Annotated in this window: 15 protein-coding genes and 1 pseudogene; 5 read left to right on the plus strand and 11 right to left on the minus strand. The window is 71.9% G+C overall.

Going from position 1 to position 13,749, the window contains the following annotated elements; translation table 11 throughout:
* Positions 1-2: 2 nt before the first annotated feature.
* The 4 genes and pseudogenes from J8M50_RS44280 to J8M50_RS44295 form a co-directional block, all read right to left on the minus strand.
* Positions 3-604, minus strand: a pseudogene (locus tag J8M50_RS44280) (SDR family oxidoreductase).
* Between the two features lie 7 nt (positions 605-611).
* Positions 612-1,493: an RNA polymerase sigma-70 factor gene (locus tag J8M50_RS44285; RefSeq protein WP_010357175.1), complete on the minus strand. Its 882-nt coding sequence runs from the start codon at positions 1,491-1,493 to the stop codon at positions 612-614.
* 66 nt (positions 1,494-1,559) lie between these two features.
* Positions 1,560-2,051 (minus strand): hypothetical protein, encoded by a 492-nt coding sequence (locus tag J8M50_RS44290; protein WP_010357176.1) that lies wholly within the window; start codon positions 2,049-2,051, stop codon positions 1,560-1,562.
* Positions 2,048-2,662: a helix-turn-helix domain-containing protein gene (locus J8M50_RS44295; RefSeq protein WP_010357177.1), complete on the minus strand. Its 615-nt coding sequence runs from the start codon at positions 2,660-2,662 to the stop codon at positions 2,048-2,050. The genes J8M50_RS44290 and J8M50_RS44295 overlap by 4 nt, the downstream gene beginning before the upstream one ends.
* A gap of 108 nt (positions 2,663-2,770) precedes the next feature.
* Here J8M50_RS44295 and J8M50_RS44300 point away from each other — a divergent pair, with 108 nt between their 5' ends.
* The 3 genes from J8M50_RS44300 (at position 2,771) to J8M50_RS44310 (ending at position 6,235) form a co-directional block, all read left to right on the plus strand.
* Positions 2,771-3,556 carry an IclR family transcriptional regulator gene (locus J8M50_RS44300; protein WP_010357178.1) on the plus strand — a complete coding sequence of 262 codons (786 nt, stop codon included), beginning with the start codon at positions 2,771-2,773 and terminating at the stop codon, positions 3,554-3,556.
* 95 nt (positions 3,557-3,651) lie between these two features.
* Positions 3,652-5,673 carry an NADPH-dependent 2,4-dienoyl-CoA reductase gene (locus J8M50_RS44305; protein WP_010357179.1) on the plus strand — a complete coding sequence of 674 codons (2,022 nt, stop codon included), beginning with the start codon at positions 3,652-3,654 and terminating at the stop codon, positions 5,671-5,673.
* A gap of 22 nt (positions 5,674-5,695) precedes the next feature.
* Positions 5,696-6,235, plus strand: coding sequence for a PadR family transcriptional regulator (locus tag J8M50_RS44310; protein ID WP_010357180.1), 540 nt, complete (start codon positions 5,696-5,698; stop codon positions 6,233-6,235).
* A gap of 1 nt (position 6,236) precedes the next feature.
* On the opposite strand, the gene J8M50_RS44315 is transcribed toward J8M50_RS44310, so the two are convergent.
* Positions 6,237-6,758 (minus strand): hypothetical protein, encoded by a 522-nt coding sequence (locus tag J8M50_RS44315; protein ID WP_029184298.1) that lies wholly within the window; start codon positions 6,756-6,758, stop codon positions 6,237-6,239.
* Positions 6,759-6,974: 216 nt separating this feature from the next.
* Here J8M50_RS44315 and J8M50_RS44320 point away from each other — a divergent pair, with 216 nt between their 5' ends.
* Positions 6,975-7,655, plus strand: a complete 681-nt coding sequence (locus J8M50_RS44320; protein ID WP_010357182.1) for a glycoside hydrolase family 75 protein — start codon at positions 6,975-6,977, stop codon at positions 7,653-7,655.
* A 170-nt stretch (positions 7,656-7,825) separates the two neighbouring features.
* Here the strand turns inward: J8M50_RS44320 and J8M50_RS44325 are convergent, their stop codons facing one another.
* The 6 genes from J8M50_RS44325 to J8M50_RS44350 all read right to left on the minus strand — a co-directional run bounded on the left by J8M50_RS44325 (position 7,826) and on the right by J8M50_RS44350 (position 12,540).
* Positions 7,826-8,992, minus strand: a complete 1,167-nt coding sequence (locus J8M50_RS44325) for a macrolide family glycosyltransferase (RefSeq protein WP_010357183.1) — start codon at positions 8,990-8,992, stop codon at positions 7,826-7,828.
* A gap of 163 nt (positions 8,993-9,155) precedes the next feature.
* Positions 9,156-9,791 carry a CatB-related O-acetyltransferase gene (locus J8M50_RS44330; protein WP_010357184.1) on the minus strand — a complete coding sequence of 212 codons (636 nt, stop codon included), beginning with the start codon at positions 9,789-9,791 and terminating at the stop codon, positions 9,156-9,158.
* Between the two features lie 220 nt (positions 9,792-10,011).
* The gene (gene dhaM / locus J8M50_RS44335) at positions 10,012-10,419 is read right to left on the minus strand and encodes a dihydroxyacetone kinase phosphoryl donor subunit DhaM (RefSeq protein WP_010357185.1); all 408 of its coding nucleotides are present in this window, start codon (positions 10,417-10,419) and stop codon (positions 10,012-10,014) included.
* Positions 10,416-11,036, minus strand: coding sequence for a dihydroxyacetone kinase subunit DhaL (dhaL, locus tag J8M50_RS44340; RefSeq protein WP_010357186.1), 621 nt, complete (start codon positions 11,034-11,036; stop codon positions 10,416-10,418). The genes dhaM and dhaL overlap by 4 nt, the downstream gene beginning before the upstream one ends.
* Before the next feature lie 22 nt (positions 11,037-11,058).
* A complete protein-coding gene (gene dhaK / locus J8M50_RS44345; RefSeq protein WP_010357187.1) occupies positions 11,059-12,051 on the minus strand; it encodes a dihydroxyacetone kinase subunit DhaK in 993 nt (330 codons plus the stop codon).
* A 117-nt stretch (positions 12,052-12,168) separates the two neighbouring features.
* Positions 12,169-12,540 carry a DUF4333 domain-containing protein gene (locus J8M50_RS44350; protein ID WP_010357188.1) on the minus strand — a complete coding sequence of 124 codons (372 nt, stop codon included), beginning with the start codon at positions 12,538-12,540 and terminating at the stop codon, positions 12,169-12,171.
* 89 nt (positions 12,541-12,629) lie between these two features.
* Between J8M50_RS44350 and J8M50_RS44355 the strand changes: the two genes are divergently transcribed.
* Positions 12,630-13,748 carry a sensor histidine kinase gene (locus J8M50_RS44355; protein WP_010357189.1) on the plus strand — a complete coding sequence of 373 codons (1,119 nt, stop codon included), beginning with the start codon at positions 12,630-12,632 and terminating at the stop codon, positions 13,746-13,748.
* Position 13,749: the final 1 nt, after the last annotated feature.

Here is a 13,749-nt window from a genome sequence, read left to right on the forward strand (position 1 = left end):
TCCTACCGCTGCCGCGCCACCCACTCCCCGAAGGCCACCTCACCGAGCCGCGCGTCCGGCCCCGGAAGCAGCGTCGTCTCCCCCAGCGCGGTGCCGAAGTACCGCGCGTCCGGGGACGTGACGACCGTGCGGGGATCGCCCTGCGCCGCGAGCGCCTCACGGACCAGCTCGTCGAGCCGGAACACAGCAGGGCCCGCGACCTCGACGTGAGCGTTCACGGGAGCGTTCACGGCGGTGCGGGCGACGGCCGCCGCGACGTCGTCCGAGGCGACCGGCTGGATGCCCACCGGGGCCAGCCGGACCGTATCGCCGTCCGTCGCCTCGGCGGCGATCGCGTTCACGAACTCGAAGAACTGCGTCGCGCGGACGATCGAGTACGACGCACCCGACTCCCTGATCAGCTCCTCCTGCGCCTGCTTGGCACGGAAGTAGCCGCTCTCCTGGAGCCGCCCGGTCCTCGAACGACGGCGAGTTCGACACGTCGACCACGACGGACGCGCCCCGGCCAGGCCCTCCCTGGTCAGCGTGTCCACCCCGTGCCCGGCGAGGCGGCGAGCGCCTCGTGCCCGTGCTCGCCCAGCCTCGCGACCACCTTTGAGCCGATGAGCCCGCTACAGCGACGCCATGTACGGCGCCAGCTTCTCCGGGCTCATCACCCACAGGAGCCGCTCCACGCCGCGCGCGGACACGTCGGCGCACACCAGCACCTTCGCGGACCCGCCCTCCGACACGAGAGCCGCCGGGCGGCCGTTCGCCTCCACCCAGCGGACCTCCGTACCCGGCCAGAACCGCGGCGCGAAGGCGGCCAGGTACCGCGAGACGTGCACGAGCCCGACGACCGGGATCCTCGACGCGCCGCGCATACCGTTGCCGTCGGTGTAACTGACCACGTCCTGCGTCAGCACCTCCTCCAGTACCGCCAGGTCACCGGCCCGCGCCGCCGCGAGGAACACCTCAAGGAGCCGCCGGTGCTCGGCCCGTCCGACGGGCTCCCGGCGTTCGGCGGCCAGGTGCTTGCGCGCCCGCGTCACGAGCTGGCGCGCGTTCGCCTCACTGGTCTCCAGGATCTCCGAGACCCGCCGGTACGGATAGTCGAACGCCTCCCGCAGCACATAGGCGGCCCGCTCCACCGGGTTCAGCTTCTCCAGCAGGAACAGCACCGCGAGATCCAGCGCCTCCGCCCGCTCCGCCCCCACCTGCGGATCGGCCCCCGTGTTCACCGGCTCCGGGAGCCAGGTCCCGACGTACGACTCACGCCGTACCCGCGCGGACTGCGCGACATTGATCGCGAGCCGGGTGGTCACCGTGGTCAGGAACGCGGCCGGCTCCGCGACCTCGGACCGCCGCACCCCCTGCCACCGCACCCACGCCTCCTGCACGACGTCCTCGGCCTCCACCGTGCTCCCCAGCACCCGGTAGGCGATCCCGAAGAGCCGCCCCCGCACTGCGACGAATTCCTTCGCCGCCACATCCAGATCGTCCCCGACACTCATCCAAGCCCCTCCTGCCCCGACCGAACGGACACCAGCGTGCCACGCCGTGAACTGACGACAGGCGGGTCACACGTACTGGAAATAACGGTCCCACCAGGCCAGTGGCAGGTCCTCCCCGTCCGGTGTCTCCCCGGGGAGGGAGCCGTCCTCAAGGGGCGAGGGCCCGTCGTACGGCTCCAGCAGCAGTTCGACGGGCACGTACACACACCCGAGTTCCGTACAGAGTACGTCGAGCCAGGTCACGAACGTTTCGCTCAAGCCCTGCTCGCAGCCCGGCACACCCCGGTCCCGGCCGGTGCCGGCGGTGACGAAGGGGCCGAAGTTGCTCATCAGGACCCACAGGGGCCGGTCCGTGCCGGGGACCGAGACAACCCCGTGGTAGCTCGCGTCCTGCCCCAGGCCGGTCACCACGGCCGGGCCGAACCGCTCTTCCAGGGCCGCGCCGAGCCGTTCGAAACGGTGCCGGGCGGCGGGCAGGTCGTGATCCGCGGGAAGCTCCAGGTGCGTGGGGTCGTCCAGTTCGCGCAGGAGCGTCCGCAGCTGGGCGGGGGACTTCATGCCGACCCGCCCTTCAGCACCGTCGGGCTGATCTGCCGTACCTGCGGCAACGTCGTGACCATGTGGGCGACGACCCGGTCCGTCATACAGATGTGCCGGTGCGGGATGTCGCCGGGGAAGCGCGCGAAGTCCCCGGCCGCGAGGTCGACCGGCTCGGTGAGCGGGCCCGTGCGGAGTCTGCCGGTGATGACGTAGACGTGGTGGAGCGTGCCGGGGGCGTGCGGGGCGATGGGCTCGGGCTGGCCCGCCCCGCGTTCGAGGCGCAGGACCAGGGTGCGGACGTACCCGGAGCCGTACACCTCGTCGAGGAGCCGTTCCGACCAGTTGCCGGCGGTCGTCCAGCCGCCCTCGTCGTGACGCTGGACGTACACGGGCGTGCCCCACTCGGTGAGGAGGCGGCGGGCCGGGACGTCGAGGGCGGCGCCGAGGAGGGAGAGCGTCTCGACCGTGGGGTTGCCGGAGCCCTGCTCGATCTTCGAGAGCGTCTGCTTCGAGAGGCCGGAGCGGCGGGCCAACTCCCCCAGGGACATGGCGCGTTCGAGCCGGAACCGGCGTACGTTGCGGGCGACGAGTTCGTTCTCGTGCTTGAGGCCGTCACTTTTAATGTGCATGGTGTCAATGTTGACGGACGGGAGCCCGACTGGACATGCTTGTCACGTAAAGCATTCCGAATGGTGCAATGAAATTGACGCCATCCCTCGAAGCCGGGGTGAACCGCCATGACCACCGCTCCCGATCTGCGCGACGACCGGGCCGCCGTCGACAAGGCCATCAGCCTCCTCACCGCCTTCGGCGACCGGGGCAGCAGCGGCGTCGGCGTGAGCGAACTCGCGCGCCGCGCACAGCTCAGCAAGTCCACCGCGTTCCGCCTGCTGGGCACCCTGGAGCGCAACGGCGTCGTGGAGCGCGTCGGCACGGACTACCGCCTCGGCGAGCGCCTGCACCAGCTCGGCCGCTCGGTCTACGCCCCGGACCACGAGCACGTCCACGACCTCCTCCTCCCGCACCTGACGGACCTGTACGAACTCACCCGCCACACCTCGCACTTGGCGGTCCTGCACGGCACGGACGTCGTCTACCTCGCCAAGCTGTACGGCCACCGCCCGGCCCCCGTCCCCTCGCGGGTCGGCGGCCGGCTCCCCGCGCACGCGACCGCCGTCGGCAAGGTCATGCTCGCCTACGACGCGGAGGCCGCAGCCCGGGCCACCGTCACCCCCCTGCACCGCTTCACCACCCGCACGATCACCGACCCCACGGCCCTGTGCGCCGAACTCGACCGCGTCCGCCGCACCGGCATCGCCTACGACGACGAGGAGAGCCGCCCCGGCCTCAGCTGCGTCGCCGCCCCCGTCCTGGACCGCGCGGGCCGCCTGGTCGCGGCCCTGTCCATCGCCGGCCGACGGGGCCACATCGACACCGTACGGCTGGGCGCGGACGTACGCCGGATCGCGGCGGCGGCGTCGCGGACGTGGGCGGGACACGGGCGTACGGCGGCACGCGCCTGAGCCCGGCACTCCCGCGGCGAACTCTTTTGCAACTAGTTGCATAATGACGTCCGGCCCTCTACAACGGAAGGGCACACCCCCCGGAGGAGGACGCCATGAGCCCGAGCCGCTACCCGCACCTGCTGAGCCCGCTCGACCTGGGCTTCACCACGCTGCCCAACCGCGTCCTCATGGGCTCGATGCACGTCGGCCTGGAGGAGGCCGAGCGCGGCTTCGAGCGCATGGCCGCCTTCTACGCGGAACGCGCACGCGGGGGAGTGGGCCTCATCGTCACCGGCGGCATAGCCCCCAACGACGAGGGCCGCCCGTACCCCGGCGGCGCCAAACTCACCACCGACGAGGAAGCCGACCAGCACCGGCAGATCACCGACGCCGTGCACGCGGAGGGCGGCCGGATCGCCCTCCAGATCCTGCACTTCGGCCGGTACGCCTACCACCCCGACCTGGTCGCCCCCAGTGCGGTGAAGGCCCCGATCAGCCCCCACACGCCCCGCGAACTCACCGCCGCCGAGGTCGAGCAGACCATCGAGGACTACGTCCGCACGGCACGCCTCGCCCGCGCCGCCGGGTACGACGGCGTCGAGATCATGGGCTCCGAGGGCTACCTCATCAACGAGTTCATCGCGGCGCCCACCAATCACCGCACCGACGAGTGGGGCGGCCCGTACGAGAACCGCATGCGCTTCCCCGTCGAGATCGTCCGGCGGGTCCGCGAGGCCGTCGGCGAGGACTTCATCCTGGTCTACCGCCTCTCCATGCTCGACCTCGTCCCCGGCGGCTCCACCTTCGACGAGGTCATCACCCTCGCGAAGGCCGTCGAGGCGGCCGGCGCCACCCTCATCAACACCGGCATCGGCTGGCACGAGGCCCGTATCCCGACCATCGCGACGTCGGTGCCGCGCGGCGCGTACACGTTCGTCACGAAGAAGCTCATGGGCGAGGTGACGATCCCCCTCGTCACCACCAACCGCATCAACACCCCCGAACTCGCCGAGGAGTTGCTCGCCGACGGCGCCGCCGACATGGTCTCGATGGCCCGCCCGATGCTCGCCGACCCGGAGTTCGTGAACAAGGCCGCCGCCGGTACCCCCGAGGCCATCAACACCTGCATCGGCTGCAACCAGGCATGCCTGGACCACACGTTCAGCGGCAGGATCACCTCCTGCCTGGTCAACCCCCGCGCCTGCCACGAGACCGAACTGACCCTGTCCCCGACCCGCCTGCGTAAACGCGTCGCGGTCGTCGGCGCCGGACCGGCGGGGTTGGCCTGCGCGGTCACGGCCGCCCAACGCGGCCACCACGTCACCCTGTTCGACGCCGCGAGCGAGATCGGCGGCCAGCTCAACGTCGCCCGCAAGGTCCCCGGCAAGCAGGAGTTCGACGAGACGATCCGCTACTACGGCCACCAGTTGACGGCCCATCAGGTCGACGTACGCCTCAACACCCGCATCGAGGCAGGTGACTTGGCCGAGTACGACGAGATCGTGGTCGCCACCGGAGTCACCCCCCGCCTCCCCGACATCGAGGGCGTCGACCACCCCAGCGTCCTCGGCTACCTCGACGTCCTGCGCGACGACGCCCCCGTCGGCGACCGCGTCGCGATCCTCGGCGCGGGCGGCATCGGCTTCGACGTCGCCGAACACCTCACCGACAGCGGCGACAAGGCCCACGAGAACCCGGCGGCCTACTTCCGCGCCTGGGGCGTCGACCTCGACCACACCACCCCCGGCGGCCTCACCGCCCCCGACCGCCCCACCCCGCCCCGCACGGTCCACCTCCTCCAGCGCAAGAACACCAAGGTCGGCGCGGGCCTCGGCAAGACCACCGGCTGGATCCACCGCACCGAACTCAAGCACCGAGGCGTCACCATGACCCCCGGCGCGACCTACGACCGCATCGACGACACCGGCCTCCACATCACCGTCGACGGCCACAGCACGGTCCTGGAGGTAGACACGGTCGTCCTGTGCACGGGCCAGGAACCGCGCCGGGACCTGTACGACGCGCTGCTGGCGGCGGGCCGTACGCCGCACCTGATCGGAGGCGCCGACGTCGCCGCAGAGCTGGACGCGAAGCGGGCGATCAAGCAGGGCACGGAGATCGCGGCGGCCCTCTGACGCTCTCCCTAGGATGACCCGCATGTCACTCCCGCACGCGATCCTCACCGCCCTGCTCGAAAAGCCGTCCTCGGGGCTGGAGCTGACCCGCCGGTTCGACCGGTCGATCGGATACTTCTGGTCGGCCACGCACCAGCAGATCTACCGCGAGCTGGGAAAACTGGAGGCGGAGGGCCAGATCCGCGCCCTCCCCTCCGAGGCACCCGCGCGCGGCCAGAAGAAGGCGTACGAGGTCCTCCCCGAGGGCCGCGCCGAACTCGCCCGCTGGACCGCCGCACCCCAGGACCCCAAACCCCACCGCGACGTGACTCTCCTGCGCCTGCGGGCTGCGGCGGTCGTCGGCACGGCCGGTCTGGCTGCCGACCTGACCCGCCATCTCGCCCTCCACCAGCGCCAGTTGGCCGAGTACGAGGAGATCGAGACCCGCGACTTCCCGCCGGGGGACGAAAGCGCGCAGGCCAGGCTCCAGCACCTGGTCCTGCGCGCGGGCATCGCCCTGGAGACGTTCTGGATCAGCTGGCTCACGGAAGCCCTGGCCGAACTCCCCGAAGCGGACGCCTGATTCAGAGCCGGTACGGCCGCCGCCGGCGCCGCAGGAACCATCCCGCCGCCACCACCCCGAGCCCGGTCAGCGCCCCGCCCGCCGCGAGCGTGACCGTGCCGTAGTCCTTGATCCCGCCCCCGATCCCGCCGAGGACGCCCCGGGTGGGCGCGGTGGTCGAGGAGGCGGTCGGGGTCGTCGACGCAGAGACGATGATCGTCTGGGACCCGGCGTTGCGGCCGTCCGCACAGCGGACCGTCACCGTGTACGTGCCGGGCGTGACACTCGTCCACGCCGCCGCCTGGCTCACCGTCGTCCCCGACAGCGCCACCTGCCGGCCCTGGCTGAAGCTGGTCTGGCTGCTGGTCAGCAGGGACGCGGTGCCGTAGCTGCCGCTGACCTGGGTCGTACAGGTGCTGGTCACCACCGACGCCGTCGACCCCGTCGTACTCACCGAAATTCCGGCCGCGAACGCCGGACCCGCGGCCAGCGCGACGGCCGCCGCGCTCGCCCCGGCACCGACAAGAAGCTGAAGTGTGCGCATGCGGCCAGCCAAAGCGGCCCGCCCGGGGCACGCACCCCCGGAGCCGCCGGGCAGGTGACGGATTCCTTCGTACGGCGCAACAAGGCACCCGGCCCTTCTGCCGGTCCGTCAACGCGCGTGCACCGTACGGCCCCCTTGAGGTGGCCGAGGTGGCGGGAGGACACCAGATTTACCTGAGTGTCCGTCAAAGTCCCCCCGCGGAGAGGGTTTCTCTACGTGCGTCCCCAGTCGTTGACACTCGCCGTCACCTGCCTCGCCCTGCTCGCGCCGACCTCGCCCGCCGTTCCGCAGGCCTTCGGCCTCCCCACCTCCGACGGGCCCGTCGGAGCGGCGGACCTGCTGGCCAAGGTGCGCGGCTGCGACCCCGTCTCGCGCGGCAAGTACCGTACGGACGACAGCGCGCCGCGCACTGTACCCGTCTGCGGGACCCGTGACGCGGTGTTCTGGAAGGCCGACATGGACATCGACTGCGACGGGCGCCCCGGCCGGCACTGCAACCGGGACGCCGATCCGCTGTTCGCGCCGACCACCGCCTTCCAGCAGTCCGACGGACGCCAGCTCAGCGCGGAGAAGCTGCCCTACATCGTCGTCCCGATGAAGAGCGCCACCTGGAACCACCGGAACAGCGGGGTGCACGCCGGTTCCGTCGCCGCCGTGATCTACCGGGGCCGGGTCCAGTACGCCGTGGTCGGCGACACCGGACCCGACGACCTCATCGGCGAGGCGTCCTACGCCACCGCCAAGGCCCTCGGCATCCCCGCCGACCCGCGCGGCGGGGGTGTGTCCTCGGGGGTGACGTACATCGTCTTCAAGGACTCACGGGTCAAGCCGATCGAGGACAAGGCGGAGGCGCTGGCGGTGGGGGAACGGCTGGCGAAGCTGTTCGTGCGGGGTTAGGCCCTGTCGTCACATTCCCGCCTGCCGGGCGACGCCTGCCACGCGCATCTGCGGCGTTGTCGTCGGTTGCCGACGCTCCGCGTCGACGCCCTCCTCCGCCTTGCAGCTGCACGCGTCAGACGCCGCCCGGCCCGCCCTCCGGGCGGACGACGGGAATGTGACGACAGGGCCTAAATCAGCTCCTCGACGAGATCAGCCGCACGCTTGGTCCCGCCCTCCTTTCGGGCCGCCGCCTGCAACTCCGCCGACCTGCGCGCCACTTCAGGGTCGGCGGTCAGTTCCAGCAGGGCGCTGCGGAGGGCCTCCGCCGTAGCGTCCGCCGTGTCGAGGCGGCGGGCGATGCCCAGTTCCACTAGGCGGTCCGCGTTCATGAACTGCTCGGCGCCCTGCGGTACGGCGATCATCGGGACGCCCGCGAGGAGGCCCTCGCCGCAGCCGCCCATGCCCGCGTGGGTGACGAACGCGTCGGCCCGGTCGAGGATCGCCCGCTGGGGCACCCAGGGGTGGAACTCGACGTTCGCCGGGATCGTGCCGAGGTCCGCCGGGTCGGTGTACTTGCCGATCTGGAGGACCACGTGCCAGCCCGGCAGATCACCGAACGCGGCGAGGCACTGCCGGTAGAACTCGGGCTGCCGGGTGTACGCCGAACCGAGGGAGACGAGGAGGACGTTCTCGGCACCGGCCGGACGCGCCCAGTCCCCCTCGGCCGGGTCGAAGCAGGGCCCCACGAAGGTCACCGTGGACGTGTCGACGCGGTCCGCCTGCGGCTGCATCGCCCGCGTGATCGTCGCGACGGTGTGCGCCGGACGCGCCGCGAACTCCTCCATCGCGAGCGTCGACGCCCCGGACTCCTTGAGCCACGCCTCGAACCGCGCCCGGTACGCGTCCGCGCCCGGCAGCGCCCAGATGTGCGCGGCGACCTCCGTCTCGTATCCCTCCCAGCCCACGAAGGTCGGGGAGAGCTGCATCAGGGGGCGGCCCTGGGATTCGGCGATGGCGCGGGCCGGGTACGCGCCGATGTCGTACAGGTAGAGGTCGGCCGGGTCGGTGTCGTACACGGCGCGGAGCTGGGGGAGGGCCTGGACCGCGTCGTCCAGGAACACGGACATCGCGGCGATCGTCTCCTCGGGCCAGTCGTTGTCGGCGACCGGGAGGACGGACGTGTACGGGACCAGCTCGGCGCCGGTCGGCTCGATGAGGTGCGCGACGACGGGGTCGTTCGCGTAGGTCACGCGGTGGCCGCGGGCGACCAGTTCGCGGATCACGTCGAGGCTGGGGAGGACGTGACTGACGGCGGGGATGCCGATCATCGCGATGTGGGCACGGCGACGGGACATGGACGATCACACTCGTTTCAGGTCTACGGAGTTGAGGACACGACGAAGCGCGGCCCGGCGGTGTCGCGCGGGGCGCTGTGTGAGGGGCGTGTCAGCCGTAGAGCTGTACGAAACCGTGCATGGCGAAAACCCTAGCCCGGTGCCGTGCCGTCGCGCATCCGGATTACGGCGCCGCCGCTTCCAGCTCGTCCACGGTCCCCGACATGATCGTCCGGACGTGCGCGGTGATGTGCTCCAGCGGCCAGTCCCACCAGGCCAGCGCCAGCAGCCTCGCCACGTCCTCGTCGGCGAACCGGGAGCGGATCAGGCGGGCCGGGTTGCCGCCGGCGATGCCGTAGTCGGGGACGTCGGAGGTGACGACGGAACCGGTCGCGACGATCGCGCCGTGCCCGATCCGCACCCCCGGCATCACGGTCACCCCGTTCCCGAGCCACACGTCGTTGCCGACGACCGTGTCACCCCGGTTCGGGAGGCCGGTGATGAGGTCGAAGTGGTCGGCCCAGGCGCCGCCCATCGTCGGGAACGGGAACGTGGAGGGGCCGTCCTGGCGGTGGTTGGCGCCGTTCATGATGAACTTGACGCCGGTCGCGAAGGCGCAGAACCGGCCGATGACCAGCCGCTCCGGGCCGTAGTGGTAGAGGACGTTGCGCGTCTCGAAGGCGGTCGCGTCGTCCGGGTCGTCGTAGTACGAGAACTCCCCGACCTCGATCAGCGGGGACGTGACCAGCGGCTTCAGCAGGACGACGCGCGGCTGGCCGGGCATGGGGTGGAGGGTGGTCGGGTCGGGGAGCAGGGGCATGGGTCTCTCTCCGGGGGGGGCGACAGGGGCGACGGTGTGGGGTCGAGGGCGCGAGGTCGGGGGCGTGCGGTCGGGAGGGGTGGGGATGTCGCGTCCATGATCGTCTCGCGACGCCCGCCCCGCCCACCGAATTACCGCCCGCCCCCAGTGCCGCCGCCCCTCGCCATTACCGCTCGCCTTTAGCGCCGCTGCCCCCTCGCCGCCGCAGCCTTCGCCGCCGTCACACCTTCCGGTACGCGTACGCCTCCCCGGCCGCCGCCTCCACAGCCGTCAGGTTCGCCCCGGTCGCCGCCGTCACCGCCGCCGCGATCGACCCCTCCACGAAGGGCGCGTCCAACAGCCGGATGTCGTGCGGCAGTTCGTCGTCCTCCAGGAGCGCCTTGACGGTGAGGACGGCGCTCCCGAGATCCGCGAGGACGGCGACCCCCGCACCCCGGTCGACCTCGGCCGCGGCCCGCGTGATGAGGGCGGCGCTGGTACCGAACCCGCCGTCCTCGGTGCCCCCGGCGGCGGCCACGGGCACGTCCGTACCGTTCCCCACCAGACCGCGCGCGAGATCCGCGACGGACTCCGCGACAGCGGCACTGTGCGAGACCAGCACGATCCCGACGAGTTTCTGATCGCTCATGACGTTTCCTCCCCTTGGACTTCCCCTTGAGCCTCGGCCAGCGCGGCGATCAGCAGGGCCGACGAGGTCGCCCCCGGGTCCTGGTGACCCACGCTGCGCGCACCGAGATAACTCGCGCGCCCCTTGCGCGCCTGGAGCGGCACGGTCGCCGCCGCTCCCTGTTCGGCCGCGATCCGCGCCGCCGCGAACCCGGCGTCGAGCGCCTCCACGGCCGGCACCAGCGCGTCGACCATGGTCTTGTCGCCCGGCGCGGCCCCGCCGAGCTGCATGACCGCCTGCACCCCGGCCCTCAGCGCCGCCGCGAACTCGGCCTCGCTGACCTCGGGACCGTCCCCGAGGGCCTTGCCGGTGCCGCGCAGCAGCGTTCCGTACAGCGGACCGGAAGCACCACCGACGGTGGATATGAGCTGCCGCCCGGCGAGCTGGAGGACGGCGCGCGGCGTCGCGGGCTCGTCCTTCTCCAGCACGGCCGCCACGGACGCGAACCCGCGCCGCAGGTTGGCGCCGTGATCGGCGTCCCCGATGGGCGAGTCCAGCTCGGTGAGGCGGTCCGCCTCGCGGTCCACGGAAGCCGCAGCGATCGTCAGCCAGCGGCGGAAGAAGTCGGCGTCCAGCATGGGAACTCCTCGCTCCGTACGGTCACATGCCCCAGCGCAGCCCGGCCGTGCTGACCGGCGCGTTCCACAGCCTCAGCAGCTCCTCGTCGATCTGGCACAGCGTGACGGACGCGCCCGCCATGTCCAGCGAGGTGACGTAGTTGCCGACCAGCGTGTGCGCCACGGTGACCCCGCGCGCGGCCAGGACGCGCTGAACCTCGGCGTTGAAGCCGTACAGCTCCAGCAGCGGCGTCGACCCCATGCCGTTGACCAGGACGAGGACCGGGTTGCGGGGGGTCATGTCCTCCAGGATCGCGTTGACGGCGAAGTCGGCGATCTCCCCGGACGTCATCATCGGACGGCGCTCGCGGCCCGGTTCGCCGTGGATGCCGACGCCGAGTTCCAGCTCGCCCGGCGGCAGGTCGAAGGTGGGGGAGCCCTTGGACGGGGTGGTGCAGGCGCTCAGGGCGACGCCGAAGCTGCGGGAGTTCTCGTTGACCTGCCGGGCGATCGACTCGACGCGCTCCAGGGGCTGGCCCTCGTCGGCCGCCGCGCCCGCGATCTTCTCCACGAACAGGGTCGCGCCGGTGCCGCGCCGGCCCGCCGTGTAGAGGCTGTCGGTGACCGCGACGTCGTCGTCGATCAGGACCTTCGCGACCTGGATGCCCTCGTCCTCGGCGAGTTCGGCCGCCATGTCGAAGTTCAGGACGTCGCCGGTGTAGTTCTTCACGATGAACAGCACCCCGGCCCCGCTGTCCACGGCCGCCGCCGCGCGGACCATCTGGTCCGGTACCGGGGACGTGAAGACCTCGCCGGGACAGGCCGCCGACAGCATGCCGGGGCCCACGAAGCCGCCGTGCAGCGGCTCGTGCCCCGAACCGCCGCCCGACACCAGGGCGACTTTTCCGGCGACCGGCGCGTCCCGGCGCACGATCACCCGGTTCTCGACGTCCACGACCAGCTCGGGATGGGCCGCTGCCATCCCCCGCAACGCGTCCGCGACCACGGTCTCCGGAACGTTGATCAGCATCCTCATGGCGGTCCTCCTGATGACCTGTGCACGTACGTCTTATTCGATTGTCGGCCCTGGTGAGCGACCACTCGGAGACTAACGTTCACGGTCGCGCTTTGTCGTCGGGAGCGACGGAAGCGCTCAGCGGTCGAACTTCCAGGTGATGTGCGCGGGCGCCGTGTTGACGACCGTGACCGGGATACGGACGGCCGTCCCGTCGCCCCGTCTGCCGGTGCACGTCATCCTCGTCCCCGCGACCGCGAGCAGCGGACCCGGGCAGGTCACGTCGTGGACTCTGATCCCGACCCAGGGCAGCGGGTGGTACCTGCTCTGCGTCCTGCCGGCGACGATGTTCGCGGCGAGGGCCTTGCGGCCGTCCACCATGACCGTGTCGTACTCGTCCAGGCGCGTCGTCGACTCCGTCGTGGAGAGCGCGCGTGTGCCGAGGACGCCGGTCAGGAGGACGACGGCCGCTCCGGCGACGACGCCGAGGGCGAACCTGCTGTCCGGCACGGGCGGCTTCCTCTCGGACTTCGGGGCGGGGCTCCGGCTTCGGTTTCGGGCTTCGGAAAGTACCAGTTCACCCCCGCTACGGTGACGCCATGCGATCCACCGCCCGGGGCTTCGCGGTCGGCGCCCTCCTCGCCGCGGCCTTCCTCGATCTCGTCGTCGCCCAGCAGACCCGTACGGGCCTCGCGCTGCCCGCGCTGGTCCTCGCCGTCGGCCTGACCGCCGTCCTGCGACCCCTTGGTTCCCTTCAACTCCGTACCGTCGTACCCGCGTTGCTGTCCCTGCTGTACACGGCGACATCGGTCATCCGGCACCGCGACGTCGCCTTCGGGCCCGGCGAGGTCGCCGTGCTGCTGTGTCTGCTGTACGTCGCCGTGCGGTACGTACCGGCGCGGTGGGCCGGGGTGTGCGGGGCGCTGGACGCGGGGGCGGTGCTCGCGATGCCGGCGCGGTACTTCCGTACGCCGTGGGCCGGGGACGAGGGGCCGGTGTATCTGGTCGTCGGGCTGGTGCTGGTCGGGTCCGTCGCCGGGTTCGCGGGGTATCTGCGCGCGCTGGACTTCCGGCGTGCCGTCGCCGTCGCCGAGACGCGGCGCCAGGAGCGCGTGGCGATCGCCGCCGACCTCCACGACTTCGTGGCGCATCACGTGACCGGCATCCTCGTCCAGACGCAGATGGCCCGGATGCTGGTCGCCGGTGAGCGGGAGCGGGTCGATCCCGTCCTCGGGGGGATCCAGGACGCGGCGACCGAGGCGCTCGCCTCGATGCGGCGGACGGTCGGCGTGCTGCGGGAGAGCGACTCCGCCGCGATGCACCCGGTGGGCGACCTCGCCGGGATCCGGGGGCTGGTCCGGGGGTTCGCCGGGCAGCCCGTCGTCCTGCGGCGGGACGCGGCCGTCCACGACGACCTGCCGCACGAGGTGCAGGCCGCGGCCTTCCGCGTCGTCCAGGAGGCGCTGACCAACGTACGGCGGCATGCGGGCGACGCGGGGCGGGTCGCCGTAGGGCTGCGGCTCGTCGGTACGGCTCTGGAGGTGACCGTCGTGGACGACGGGCGGGGTGGGGTGCGGCTGCCGGAGGAGGCTCGGGGTGGGGGGTTCGGGCTGGTGGGGCTGCGGGAGCGGGTTACGGCGTTGGGTGGGGAGCTGGAGGCGGGGCCTGAGGTGGAGGGGTGGCGGGTTCGGGCGGTGTTGCCGGTGCGGGGGCGGTGAG

Source organism: Streptomyces acidiscabies (assembly GCF_020010905.1).
GTDB lineage: Bacteria > Actinomycetota > Actinomycetes > Streptomycetales > Streptomycetaceae > Streptomyces > Streptomyces acidiscabies.

Coding starts and splice junctions, on each gene's coding strand:
- J8M50_RS44285 (WP_010357175.1), bottom strand. CDS start 1,493: ATGAGTGTCGGGGACGATCTGGATGTGGCGGCGAAGGAATTCGTCGCA.
- J8M50_RS44290 (WP_010357176.1), bottom strand. CDS start 2,051: ATGAAGTCCCCCGCCCAGCTGCGGACGCTCCTGCGCGAACTGGACGAC.
- J8M50_RS44295 (WP_010357177.1), bottom strand. CDS start 2,662: ATGCACATTAAAAGTGACGGCCTCAAGCACGAGAACGAACTCGTCGCC.
- J8M50_RS44300 (WP_010357178.1), top strand. CDS start 2,771: ATGACCACCGCTCCCGATCTGCGCGACGACCGGGCCGCCGTCGACAAG.
- J8M50_RS44305 (WP_010357179.1), top strand. CDS start 3,652: ATGAGCCCGAGCCGCTACCCGCACCTGCTGAGCCCGCTCGACCTGGGC.
- J8M50_RS44310 (WP_010357180.1), top strand. CDS start 5,696: ATGTCACTCCCGCACGCGATCCTCACCGCCCTGCTCGAAAAGCCGTCC.
- J8M50_RS44315 (WP_029184298.1), bottom strand. CDS start 6,758: ATGCGCACACTTCAGCTTCTTGTCGGTGCCGGGGCGAGCGCGGCGGCC.
- J8M50_RS44325 (WP_010357183.1), bottom strand. CDS start 8,992: ATGTCCCGTCGCCGTGCCCACATCGCGATGATCGGCATCCCCGCCGTC.
- J8M50_RS44330 (WP_010357184.1), bottom strand. CDS start 9,791: ATGCCCCTGCTCCCCGACCCGACCACCCTCCACCCCATGCCCGGCCAG.
- dhaM (WP_010357185.1), bottom strand. CDS start 10,419: ATGAGCGATCAGAAACTCGTCGGGATCGTGCTGGTCTCGCACAGTGCC.
- dhaL (WP_010357186.1), bottom strand. CDS start 11,036: ATGCTGGACGCCGACTTCTTCCGCCGCTGGCTGACGATCGCTGCGGCT.
- dhaK (WP_010357187.1), bottom strand. CDS start 12,051: ATGAGGATGCTGATCAACGTTCCGGAGACCGTGGTCGCGGACGCGTTG.
- J8M50_RS44355 (WP_010357189.1), top strand. CDS start 12,630: ATGCGATCCACCGCCCGGGGCTTCGCGGTCGGCGCCCTCCTCGCCGCG.